The organism is Streptomyces sp. NPDC058470 (assembly GCF_042721055.1).
Taxonomy (GTDB): Bacteria; Actinomycetota; Actinomycetes; order Streptomycetales; family Streptomycetaceae; genus Streptomyces.
On sequence record NZ_JBHXMF010000098.1, the window covers coordinates 1 to 10,515 of the forward strand.

The 10,515-nt window shown below is 68.7% G+C and carries 13 protein-coding genes; 3 read left to right on the plus strand and 10 right to left on the minus strand.

Annotated features, from left to right (window positions below; genetic code table 11):
- Positions 1-151: 151 nt before the first annotated feature.
- Positions 152-733: an ArsR/SmtB family transcription factor gene (locus ACFWP7_RS40515; RefSeq protein WP_384392921.1), complete on the minus strand. Its 582-nt coding sequence runs from the start codon at positions 731-733 to the stop codon at positions 152-154.
- 56 nt (positions 734-789) lie between these two features.
- Between ACFWP7_RS40515 and ACFWP7_RS40520 the strand changes: the two genes are divergently transcribed.
- Complete coding sequence (locus ACFWP7_RS40520; RefSeq protein WP_384392924.1) at positions 790-1,359, plus strand: dienelactone hydrolase family protein; 570 nt, start codon at positions 790-792, stop codon at positions 1,357-1,359.
- A 48-nt stretch (positions 1,360-1,407) separates the two neighbouring features.
- Here the strand turns inward: ACFWP7_RS40520 and ACFWP7_RS40525 are convergent, their stop codons facing one another.
- The 5 genes from ACFWP7_RS40525 to ACFWP7_RS40545 all read right to left on the minus strand — a co-directional run bounded on the left by ACFWP7_RS40525 (position 1,408) and on the right by ACFWP7_RS40545 (position 4,918).
- Complete coding sequence (locus ACFWP7_RS40525) at positions 1,408-1,917, minus strand: pyridoxamine 5'-phosphate oxidase family protein (protein ID WP_384392927.1); 510 nt, start codon at positions 1,915-1,917, stop codon at positions 1,408-1,410.
- 109 nt (positions 1,918-2,026) lie between these two features.
- Positions 2,027-3,127 carry a PQQ-binding-like beta-propeller repeat protein gene (locus tag ACFWP7_RS40530; RefSeq protein WP_384392930.1) on the minus strand — a complete coding sequence of 367 codons (1,101 nt, stop codon included), beginning with the start codon at positions 3,125-3,127 and terminating at the stop codon, positions 2,027-2,029.
- A gap of 56 nt (positions 3,128-3,183) precedes the next feature.
- On the minus strand, positions 3,184-3,804 hold the full coding sequence (locus ACFWP7_RS40535; protein ID WP_384392932.1) for a toll/interleukin-1 receptor domain-containing protein: 621 nt from the start codon (positions 3,802-3,804) through the stop codon (positions 3,184-3,186).
- A 61-nt stretch (positions 3,805-3,865) separates the two neighbouring features.
- Entirely contained in the window at positions 3,866-4,057 is a 192-nt protein-coding gene (locus tag ACFWP7_RS40540) for a hypothetical protein (RefSeq protein ID WP_384392935.1), read from the minus strand.
- 9 nt (positions 4,058-4,066) lie between these two features.
- The gene (locus tag ACFWP7_RS40545) at positions 4,067-4,918 is read right to left on the minus strand and encodes a helix-turn-helix domain-containing protein (protein WP_384392937.1); all 852 of its coding nucleotides are present in this window, start codon (positions 4,916-4,918) and stop codon (positions 4,067-4,069) included.
- A gap of 281 nt (positions 4,919-5,199) precedes the next feature.
- On the opposite strand from ACFWP7_RS40545, the gene ACFWP7_RS40550 reads away from it, so the two are divergent.
- Entirely contained in the window at positions 5,200-5,721 is a 522-nt protein-coding gene (locus ACFWP7_RS40550; RefSeq protein WP_384392943.1) for an ATP-binding protein, read from the plus strand.
- Here ACFWP7_RS40550 and ACFWP7_RS40555 read toward each other — a convergent pair.
- The 3 genes from ACFWP7_RS40555 to ACFWP7_RS40565 are packed head-to-tail and all read right to left on the minus strand — an operon-like array spanning position 5,711 to position 8,875.
- A complete protein-coding gene (locus ACFWP7_RS40555; protein ID WP_384392946.1) occupies positions 5,711-6,568 on the minus strand; it encodes a carbohydrate ABC transporter permease in 858 nt (285 codons plus the stop codon). The two genes, ACFWP7_RS40550 and ACFWP7_RS40555, sit on opposite strands and share 11 nt — an antisense overlap.
- A 1-nt stretch (position 6,569) precedes the next feature.
- Complete coding sequence (locus ACFWP7_RS40560) at positions 6,570-7,502, minus strand: carbohydrate ABC transporter permease (RefSeq protein ID WP_384392949.1); 933 nt, start codon at positions 7,500-7,502, stop codon at positions 6,570-6,572.
- A gap of 2 nt (positions 7,503-7,504) precedes the next feature.
- Positions 7,505-8,875, minus strand: a complete 1,371-nt coding sequence (locus tag ACFWP7_RS40565) for an extracellular solute-binding protein (protein WP_384392952.1) — start codon at positions 8,873-8,875, stop codon at positions 7,505-7,507.
- A gap of 331 nt (positions 8,876-9,206) precedes the next feature.
- Between ACFWP7_RS40565 and ACFWP7_RS40570 the strand changes: the two genes are divergently transcribed.
- Complete coding sequence (locus tag ACFWP7_RS40570; protein ID WP_384392955.1) at positions 9,207-9,545, plus strand: hypothetical protein; 339 nt, start codon at positions 9,207-9,209, stop codon at positions 9,543-9,545.
- 15 nt (positions 9,546-9,560) lie between these two features.
- On the opposite strand, the gene ACFWP7_RS40575 is transcribed toward ACFWP7_RS40570, so the two are convergent.
- Complete coding sequence (locus ACFWP7_RS40575) at positions 9,561-10,241, minus strand: response regulator (RefSeq protein WP_384392959.1); 681 nt, start codon at positions 10,239-10,241, stop codon at positions 9,561-9,563.
- Between the last annotated feature and the right edge of the window lie 274 nt (positions 10,242-10,515).

The following is a 10,515-nucleotide window of genomic DNA, read 5'->3' on the forward strand; positions in this document are numbered from 1 at the left end:
TGTGTCACACCCCCCCCCCCCCGGACCATTCTCTCCCCTCCCCCCGCCCCCCTCGGGGGGGGGGGGGCGCCGGGGGGGGCCCCCCCCCCCCCCCGCGTTTGTGGTTCTTGGTTCCTGCAGTTCTCTCGGACGACACCGCCTGCACTACAGGTCAGTCCGCCGCAGACTCTGCCTCTGGCAGCGCCGGATATTCGGTCGGGTAGAGCCCGGCGGCGAAGCCGTACACCACATCGCCGCCGCGCGGCAGTTGCGCGTAGTCGTTGGCAAGCTCAAGGACCCGCGCCCAGAACTCACGGGCCTGCTCCCGTGGGATCCGCACATGCCGCACGATCGAGGAAAGTTCATCTGCCTGGTGTGCGGGGACCGACTCGGCCGCGGCCGTGGCGAGATCGTTGTTGCAGTAGGGCGCCTCGGCCCCGTCGGTGGGGCTGACCGTGCCGACGCGGAAGATGCGCGCGGTGCGGCCGTAGTAGCGCTCGTCGATGGCCCGCACCCGGCGGGTCCGCACGACCTTCAGCAGCTGGGCATCCACCAGGGCGCTCACGTGGTGCGCGACCGTGCTCTTCGGGCGGCCGAGTGCAGCGGCCAGTTCGGTCACCGTCGCGGCGCGTTCGAGGAGCAGCTCAAGGATGGAGTTGCGCAGTGGGTTGGCCAGCGCGCGGAGCTGGGCCGGGGCTGTCACATCTGTGACGTCGGAGAGGTCGTAGTCGGGGAGACGGTGATTGTTCGACACTCTTCGATTATTCTAGAGTTCCGGATCGTTCGCTACCCACCGGCAAGGGGTTTGGCATGGCAGAGGTCGTACTGTTCCATCACTCGCGGGGGCTGACACCGGGAGTCGTCGCTTTCGCCGACGAGCTCCGTGCGGTCGGCCACACCGTCCACACGCCCGACCTTTTCGACGGACGCACCTTCGACTCCCTCGAAGAGGGCCAGGGCTACGTCGAGCAGATCGGCTTCGGCGAGATAACAGAGCGCGGCGTCCGCGCGGCCGAACTCCTGCCGCAGGACGTCGTCTACGCAGGCTTCTCACTCGGTGTGCTGCCCGCCCAGAAGCTGGCGCAGACGCGGCCGGGCGCGCGGGGCGCGCTCCTGTTCCACGCCTGCATCCCCGTCTCGGAGTTCGGCGCGGCATGGCCCAACGGTGTGCCGGTGCAGGTGCATGCGATGGAAGCCGATCCGTTCTTCGTCGAGGACATCGACGCTGCCCGCGCCCTCGTCTCCGATGGCGCTGACGCAGAGCTGTTCCTGTACCCCGGGGACCAGCACCTGTTCACGGACAGTTCGCTGCCGTCCCACGACCCGGACGCCGCCAAGCTCCTGACCCAGCGGACGATCGAGTTCCTCGGCTCCCGCTAGACCCTGTCCGACCCTTTCCGTGGTCGCCCGGAGAGACGCCTCGTGGCGTCAGGTGCGCGCTTGGCGTCGCGGGGCAGACGCGGGCGGCCGCTGTTCCAGCCACATCCCGTCGCGCATGATGACTCTCCCGCGTAGTTCCGGCTCGCCGCGCCAAGCGCGCACGGTCCTCGGGAGCACTCGTACGTATAGAAAGGCCCCCTCTTCCACGCGCGGATCCCACCCGAACTTGTCGGCGAACGCCTCCGCTGCGCCTTCGGGCACCTCCTGGTCCGGGAAGCACTCCGCCTCGCCCTGGACGAGCACCACGTCGAAGGTGTCCGGCAGCGCCAGGCGCACGCGCGGCTCTTTGCGGACGTTCCGCGCAGTTACGGACGTGGCGCTGGTGCACATCCACACGGCTCGCCCGTCCCACAGGAACCACAGCGGCACCTGGTGCGGCCCGTGATCAGGGTGAGCCGTCGACACCCATACATCCCGCTCGGCAACGAGCCGCTCCAGAGCGTCGCGCACGCGCTCCGCCGCCTGGCGGCAAACGATTCCTGTGGTCTCGGTCTCCATGAGGACCGAACCTAGCCAGCAGGCGCGAAACGCGCCTGGGGCGCAGGACCTACTCCCAGCGACCGATGCGCCGCAACTCCGGGTCTTTTCCAGGGCGGTATCCATGGCTCTACGGCAACGGTCCGCCCGGGGCCGGGCTCGCCTCTATCGCGTACAGGTACCCGTCCCCGCTGCCGACGTAGACCACGCCGTCGGCCACGACCGGGGACGACATCACCGGCCCTCCCGTCTTCACCTTCCACCGCACACGGCCGTTCTCCGCGCTGATCGCCCACAGGTGGCCGTCGTCGCTGCCGAAGTACACCGTGCCGTCCGCCACCACGGGGGAGGAGCCGATGGGGCCGTCCGTGGTGACGCGCCACCTGATGGCGCCGGTGGTGGCGTTCAGAGCCCACAGCCGGTGGTCCTGGCAGCCGATGTACAGGGTGTTGCCGGAGATCGCGGGCGTGGTCCAGATGCTGCCGAGGGAGTCGAGCATCATGTGCCAGCGGAGTGCACCGGTGGCGGCGTCCAGCGCCCGCACGGACGGGCCCAGCCCATCCCCCACGTACAGGGTGCCGTCGTGCAGCAGCGGGGTGGCAGGGGACTGGCTGTAGACGGGCGTTTTCCAGTGGACCTTGCCCGTGGCCGGGTCGAACGCCCAGACCATCCCGTTCTTGCCGGCCGCGTAGAGGATGCCGTCGGCGAGCACGGGCGCCGACTCCGTCCCCCAGCCCCTGCCCTGGTACTTCACCCTCCAGCGGCGGCCTCCGGTCGCCGCGTCCACGGTTCGCAGGTACCGGCCGGCGTTGACGTAGTGGACCAGCCCGTTCGCGACGACGGGCCGACTGCGGGAGATCCACCTCATTCGCCTGCGCCAGCGGGGCCGGCCGTCGGCGGCGTCGAGGGCGAACAACTCGCGCCAGCCGGCGGCATATACGGTGTCCCCGGCCACGGTGGGAGAACCCGTGCCTCCGGCGTCGGCATTGGTCCACCGGATGGATCCGTCGGCCGCGTCCACGGCACACACGCCCCGGCCGGTGACATAGACGGTCCCATCGGTGACGTACGGCGCCGAGCGCACCAAGCCTCCTACGTGCACCCGCCATCGCACGGTTCCGGTCCCCACGGTTCCGGTTCGCTCGGTAGCGGCGGGTGGGCCCGGGGTACGGAGCTGGATCCCCTCGCGTGGGCGCCCGTTTCCCCGTCGGCGCCGGTTTCGCTTTGGCACTGTGCCCCCGTGTCGCGTGGGTTCGTTGAGTCAGAAGTCTGCCCAGTTCGGCGGAGTCAGATGTCACAGGCGTCCTGCCAGCCGCACGCGCCGCAGATGACCAGGTCCAGGGCCCGGTCGCTGCTGTGGTCGACGGTCACGTACGGGCGCAGCCGCTCACTGCTCACGCCGCACCGCGGACAGGCCGCGAAAAGGCCCAGCCGGCCGAAGTCGCTGATGGCCAAGACGCCTTCGGAGACGTTGCCCCGAACGGTGGGCGCGGGCACGGCGGTTGAACCCATGTGCACGATCATGGCCGCCGTCGCGTCTGCCATACCGTGCGCGCCCCTCGCGAGGCGTATGTGACGCAGGCTGCCCAGGGAGGGCGGCAGCGGCGTGTCGTCGAGGCGGACGGGCACGAGGCGGGCCTCCCCGGTGCCGGTGAGCCCGCTCGGCAGGCCGGGTTCCGCCAGGGCCTCGCCCCACGCGGTTCCGGCGGCGGCCGACCACAGGAGGACGAGGACGACGGCGTCGTCCGTATTGGCAGAGGGGCAAGGCATGCCGCGGGACGCAGGGGAGTCGCCCGAGCCCGTCGTCCACGCGTCGAGTACGAGGTCGGCACCGACACGCCTCAGCGCGGCCGCCAGCGAGGAAGCCGGTCGCTCGTCCTGCTGCTGGTACGAGAGTCGGGTGCGCATGAGCTCATGGTGCGCCACGGGGGCACGCCGGGGCGTGCGCTTTTCGAACACCGGACAGGTCCTAGAGGAGGTGGTCGGCCTTTCCGGCCTTGATGTCCCGGATGAGGGTGCGGAGGGCTTCGCGGGTGTCCGTGAGGTAGTGGTCCTCCTGGCCGGCGATGGCTATGTAGGCGTTGCCGGTGGGGTCGGTACCTATGCGGAAGCAGTTGTTTCCCTCGGCGCAGTAGGGCTCTTCCCAGATGATCTCGGGCATGGGGGCTCCTCAGAGTTGCTGGGCGATGGCGTGGATGAGGTCGCGCGAGTGCTCCGGACTCAGGGTGTGGGAGTGCCACCAGTCCATGTGGGCACGGTACTTGGCGAGTTGGGCGTCTGCGTGGGTGAACTCGCCGCCGTGTGCGGAGTCCAGCTGGACGGTGTCCAGTTGGGGGACGGCACCGCTCGCGTACAGAACGGCGTGCCCGGCACCGGGGAAGGCTCCGGCCTCGACGGGGAGCACGCGCAGCTCGACGTGCTCGCGCTCGGACGCCTCGCACAGGTGCGCAAGCTGCTCACGGGTGGTGCGACGCCCGCCGAACTGCATGCGCAGGGCCCACTCGTGCACGTACGCGACGTACTCGACGGGGTTGTCGCGGTCCAGCACCTGCTGACGCTGTAGGCGTTGTACGACGCGTAGTTCGACCTCCGACTTGGGCAGCGGCGGCAGCGCTGAGTCGAAGACGGCGCGGGCGTATCCACTGAGTTGGAGGAGCCCAGGGATGTGAACGGTCTGGTAGCTCCGGAGGCGGGAGGCGAACCACTCCAACTCGGCAACGTCCAGCAGGCCTTGGGGCAGGGTCCCCTTGAACTTGTCCCACCAGCCCCGCTTGCGCGAGTCGGCCAAGGCTACGAGGGCGTCGACGTATGCCTCGTCCGCGCAGTCGTAGTTGCTGGCGAGTATCCGGATCCGATCGGGTGACGTGGCCCGGACGCCCGACTCCATGTTGGAGACCTTCGTGCGGTCCAGCCCGAGGAGTCCGGCGGCGTACTCCGTGGTCAGATCGGCCGCGAGCCGCATCTTGCGCAGCTCCGCGCCCAGGCGCTTCTGACGTTCCGTCGGCGCGGGCCGTGTCGGCATCGGCACCTTCCTCCCCGATTGGTCGGGGATCAGTCTGCACTGTGCGCCGCGCGCCGGTCCACTTCACCGGAGGCAATGTGGGCAACTAGGTGGCACACGTACCCCATGAAGTCCTACAGTCAGTGACAAGTCGCTTACGGCCCGGCGTCGTTCGGAAGTGCATCGCGTGAGCCTGCCCGGGTTCTCCCTCCCTGGGAGGGGCGGGCTCGTGTCAGGGAGACAGGCCACTGGCCGAGCCGTACGCACATCGTCATGTCCACTGGATCTCAAGGGAGTTCGCCATGTCCTCATCGCCGGTCGTCTCGGCATGTCCCGTCAACGCCGACGTACGGGACGCGTCACCCCCGTCCCCGGACACACTCGCGTACAGCTTCACGTTGCCCGCCGGGCCGGTGAGTTCGCGGATCGCGCGGGCGGCGACCCGGGTGGCTCTTCAGGCGCACGGGCTGGAGGACATGACGGAGGCGGCGGTGCAGGTGGTGGCTGAACTGGCCGCCTGTGCCTGCCGGTTCACGCCGGACGCCTCGGTGTACGTGTCGCTGCGTTTTCGGGAGGGGGAGTTGCGGGTGATCCTTTACGACGGGCATCCAAGGCACAGCCATCCCCGGCTGGCGGCGGCCTGCGATGCGCGAAGGCGGGCGGCGCTGCGGGTGCTGGCGTGCGTGGTGCGGGTGTGTGACGGGGACTGGGGGTTCGGGGAGGCCCGGGAGCCCGGGGGTGGGACACGGATGTGGGCGGTGTTGCCCTGGCGGGGGGCTCGGGAGTATTCGGGGGCAGGAGGAGCTGGCGCCCTCACCCCTTGACCGCCCCGCCCAGAGCGAACCCCCCGCCCAATCGCTTGGCCACCAGCACATACAACAAGATCACCGGGGTCGAGTAAATGATCGAGAACGCCGCCAACTGCCCATAGACCACGGTCCCCCGATTCCCGAAGAAGTCATTGATGCTCACCGACGCGGGCATTTGATCCGGCGTGAGCAGCAGCATGAAAGGGACGAAGAAGTTGCCCCACATCATCACGAACGAGAACACCGTGACCACGGCCACGCCCGGTCCCATCAGCGGCAGCACGATCCGGAGAAGGGACTGGAACGAGGACGCTCCGTCCGTCCACGCGGCTTCCTCCAGTTCCTTCGGGACCCCGTCCATGAAGTTCTTCATCAGCCAGATGGCGAAGGGCAGTTGAGAGGCCGCGAAGAAGAAGATCGTGCCCTGCATGGTGTCGATCAGGTTCACCTGAACGAACAGGGCGTACACCGGCACCATGATGGCCGTGATCGGCAGACTCGTCGCGAACAGGATGGTCAGCAGGAAAGGCCGGTTCAGCCGCGATCGGAAACGGGACAGCGGATAGGCGGCGAGCGTCGAGCAGATCACCGTCAGGAGCGTGCCGCCGCCGCAGAGGATCAGGCTGTTGAGCAGCGGGGTGAAGGTGATGTCCGGTTTCAGGACCGCGTCGAAGTTGTCCAGCGTGAGGCTGTCGGGGGCCTGCACCCGCAGGCCCGCGTGCGCGTCGAGCGCGGACAGGACCACCCAGACCAACGGCAGCGCGAACGCGGCGGCGAGGGCGAGGAGTCCGGCGTCCGCCGCCAGCCGCCGGGTGGAAGGCCGCCGGGACCTGAAGGGCGTACGAGCAAGCTGAATGGCCATCTCAGACCTCCGTCCGCAGCAGTCGCATGTACACGACCGAGAACAGTGAGCCGACGACCAGGAGCAGCAACGCGACCGCCGTCCCGTACCCGATCATGCTCTTCTGGAAGGCCTGCTCGTACATGAACAGCGGGAGGGTCTGGCTCTTGCCGCTCGGCCCACCCCGGGTCATCACCCAGATCAGCCCGAAGACGGAGAGCGTCTGCAGCGTGTTGAGCATGAGATTCGTACCGATGGAGCGGCGGATCATCGGGAGCGTGATGTGCCACATCCGCCGCCAGCCCCCCGCCCCGTCCACCTCCGCCGCCTCCGTGATCTCCTTCGGGATTTCATTCAGCGCCGCCGAATAGACCAGCATCGAGAAGGCCGTGCCCCGCCAGACGTTCGCGAATGACACCGCCAGGATGGGCAGCGTGAACAACCAGTTCTGGCTGGGCAGATGGAGCCAGTCGAGGATGGCGTTCAACGTCCCCTCCCGCCGGAAGAAGGCGTACAGCAGGAACCCCGCGACCACCTCCGGCAGCACCCACGCCGTGATGACGACCCCGCCCACCACCGTCCGTACCGGCTTGGACGCCCGCTGCATCAGTGCGGCCAGTGCCAGGCCCAGCGTGTTCTGCCCGACCAGCGACGACAGCACCGTGAACACCAGCGTGAGCCATACCGCGTTCAGGAACGCGTCGTCCTGGAACGCCGCCCGGAAGTTGTCGAAGCCCACGAACGACGCATGGGCCTGGCCCGTCAACTGCAGGTCCGTGAAGGCGATGTAGGCGCAGTAGCCGATCGGGCCCGCGAGGAAGAGGACGAGCAGGATGAGGGCGGGGGAGACCGGGAGCGCCCGGACGACGGCGCGACGGAGGCCTCCCCGGCGGGGGGAGGCGACCTTCGTACCCGAGCCCGGGGGACGGACCTGAGGTGCCACCGGCGTACTCACGCTCACTTCGTGATCACTTGGTCGTCGGTGGCCGTCTTGAGTTCCTCGTCGTACCCCTTCGCCGCATCCTGAACCGAACTGTCGCCCGTCGTCACGCCCTCCATGGCCTCCTGGATGGCGGTCGAGACCTTCGGGTACGCCGGGTACGCGGGCCGGTAGTGCGTGCTCGCGACCAGGTCCGTGAAGAACTTGATGCCGGGCTGCGCCGCCACGTACGCCGGGTCGGCGGCGACGTCCTTCCGTACCGCGATACCGGAGTTGGCGATGTACCACTTCTGCGCGTTCGCCTTGGTCTGCATCGTCTCGATGAACTTGAAGGCCAGGTCGGGGTTGGACGACTTGGCCGGGATCGACCAGGTCCAGCCGCCGGACATGCTCACCTTTCCGGGAGCCTGGCCGTTCTGCGTCGGCATGTACGCGAGGCCGAGTTTGTCGGACCACTCGGGCCATTCGTGGCCCGCCCCCGTCAGCCAGTCCTGCGGGAGCCAGCTGCCGTCGAGGTTGATGCCGAGCTTGCCCTCGGGCAGCCACTCGCCGCGGACCGTGGTGGAGATGTTGGGGTCGAGGGCGTCGGAGACCTCCGGGCCCAGCTTCTCCTCGAAGACCGTCTCCACGAAGGCGAGGGAGTCCTTGAAGGCCTGGCTGCCGGCGATCCACTTCTTGGAGGCGGTGTCGTACAGGGGATCCGAGGAGCTGTCCCCCGTCCCGTACAGCAGCATTTCGAAGCCCTGCATGGTGGCGGCCTCACCGGCGGGCTTGCCCGTGTAGACGTTCAGGGGCGTGACGTCGGGGACCTTCTCCTTGATCGTGCGGGCCGCGTCGAGGACCTCGTCCCAGCTCTTTGGCTGCCAGTCGCTCGGCAGGCCCGCCTTCTTGAAGATGCCCTTGTCGAACCAGAGGCCCCGGGTGTCCGTCCCGTCCGGGACGCCGTACGTCTTCCCGTCCTCCGCCTTGGCCGCCGTCTTGGCCGTGTCGATGAACTGGTCCCAGTCCGGCCACTTGTCGAGGTAGGCGTCCAGAGGCTTCAAGTAGCCGCTGGTGATGTCCGAGTTGATGAGGAAGGTGTCCTCGTAGACCAGATCGGGGGCCGTCTTCGGCGATCTCAGCATCTGCTGGATCTTGGTGTAGTACTCGGAATCCGCAGCCTTGATCGGGACAAGCTCGATCGTTTTGCCGGGGTTCGCTGTCTCGAACTGCTTCTTCATCTCACCCAGGTAGATGTCCGGCACTCGGATCGCGTTGTCGGTCGACTGTTTGTAGGTGACCTTCACGGTGTCCGGATCGCTGCCGGACCCTGACCCGCAGGCCGTGAGGGTGGTCGCGGTGAGCAACGTGACGAGGAGAAGTGGGGCGGCGGTGGGGCGCACGGGCACGACCTCCTACTGGCCGACATCGTTGTCGGCCACGACTTGTCTGCCCGGCGAACGTAAGAGGCGGGAGTATGTCAGGTCAATGACCTTGCAGGGGCTGGTCAAGTCGCGACAGGACTGCTGGTGTTGTCCATTGCGGAGGCGCCGGCCGCGCTCGGGCTCGCGATGCGGGTCGAGTCGTACGCGCAACCTTCGTCCGCCGCCATGGGTCCACCTCGTACGAGGTGAACGGGCCACGCTGGGGGGCGGCATGACGTCGTACGACGGGGATCGCGGGTTTGTCGAGAGTGTGCGCCGGTTCTTCTGGTTTCCACGGGGGGAGTTGCGAGAGGTCGTGCCGATCCGGCCCCTTGTCTGGAGCTGGTTCTTCTTCGCGGCAGCGGGGGCGGGGATCGTGGCCGTCGGTTGGACGGAGTTCGTGGACCTCATCGCTCTCTGGACCGTGTTGGCGATGGTCGACGACGTCACCAAAGGTGTGCGGAACCGCTGGCCGGCCTTCATAACCGGTCTGCTGGTCCTCTGGTCCGTCGGCAGGCTGGTGCGCCGGGGAATGCCCGCACCGGCCGACCCCGACTGGGCCGACTATCCCGCCCTCGTGTGCGGGAGCCTGGCGGCCCTCGTGGTCTTCGCCGCGATCACGCGCATACGACCACCTCGTCCACGAGACCATTGACGACCCGCCCAGGTTCTAGCCCTTCACCCACCGGTACTGCAGCTCCGGCCGCCCCACCTGCCCGTACTGCGGGGCCCGCGCCGCCCGTCCCGACTCGACCAGGTGTTCGAGGTAGCGCCGGGCGGTGATCCGGGAGATGCCGACCAGCTCGGCGATCCCGGCCGCTGTGAGGCCCTCGCCGCAGTCCCGCAGGGTGACGGTGACGCGTTCGAGGGTGGGGGCGCTCAGGCCCTTGGGGAGCGCGGCCGGGCCCGGGGCGCGCAGGGTGGCCAGGGCGCGGTCCACCTCGTCCTGGCCGCTCGCCTCGCCCGCCGCCGCGTGGAACTCCGCGTACCGGATCAGACGGTCACGCAGCGTCGCGAAGGTGAAGGGCTTCAGGACGTACTGGACGACTCCGAGCGACACACCCTCCCGTACGACCGCCAGATCCCTCGCCGACGTCACCGCTATCACGTCCGCGTGATAGCCGGCGGCGCGCAGCGAGCGGGCGAGCTGCAGGCCGTGCGTGTCCGGCAGATGCAGGTCGAGCAGCAGCAGATCCACCGGCGTACGGTCCAGCGCGCGCCGTGCCTCCGCACCCGTGTGCGCCTTGCCGACGGCCGTGAAGCCAGGCACACGGCCGACGTACATGACGTGGGCGTCGGCGGCGACCGGGTCGTCCTCGACGACGAGTACGCGGATGGGGTCGGTCGTCATACGTCGCCTCCAGGCAAGGCGGGCTGGGCGGGCTGGGCGGGGTGAGGGGTCTGGGCGGCGTGGGGGCTCTGGACGGGGTGGGCGGTCTGGAAAGGCTGCGCGGACTGGGTGGGCTCGGGCCGGCCGTCCTGCTGTCGGGTCGGCGCGGTCGGCGTGGTCGATACCTCGGCCCCGGATGCCGTGGCGGATGCGTCGGCCCTGGGTGTCGTGGTGGGTGTGTCGGCCTCGGATGTCGTGGTGGGTGGCCTGGTCTCGGGTGTCGTGGTGGGTGTGT

Coding starts and splice junctions, on each gene's coding strand:
- ACFWP7_RS40575 (WP_384392959.1), bottom strand. CDS start 10,241: ATGACGACCGACCCCATCCGCGTACTCGTCGTCGAGGACGACCCGGTC.
- ACFWP7_RS40545 (WP_384392937.1), bottom strand. CDS start 4,918: ATGCCGACACGGCCCGCGCCGACGGAACGTCAGAAGCGCCTGGGCGCG.
- ACFWP7_RS40540 (WP_384392935.1), bottom strand. CDS start 4,057: ATGCCCGAGATCATCTGGGAAGAGCCCTACTGCGCCGAGGGAAACAAC.
- ACFWP7_RS40525 (WP_384392927.1), bottom strand. CDS start 1,917: ATGGAGACCGAGACCACAGGAATCGTTTGCCGCCAGGCGGCGGAGCGC.
- ACFWP7_RS40550 (WP_384392943.1), top strand. CDS start 5,200: ATGTCCTCATCGCCGGTCGTCTCGGCATGTCCCGTCAACGCCGACGTA.
- ACFWP7_RS40535 (WP_384392932.1), bottom strand. CDS start 3,804: ATGCGCACCCGACTCTCGTACCAGCAGCAGGACGAGCGACCGGCTTCC.
- ACFWP7_RS40555 (WP_384392946.1), bottom strand. CDS start 6,568: ATGGCCATTCAGCTTGCTCGTACGCCCTTCAGGTCCCGGCGGCCTTCC.
- ACFWP7_RS40520 (WP_384392924.1), top strand. CDS start 790: ATGGCAGAGGTCGTACTGTTCCATCACTCGCGGGGGCTGACACCGGGA.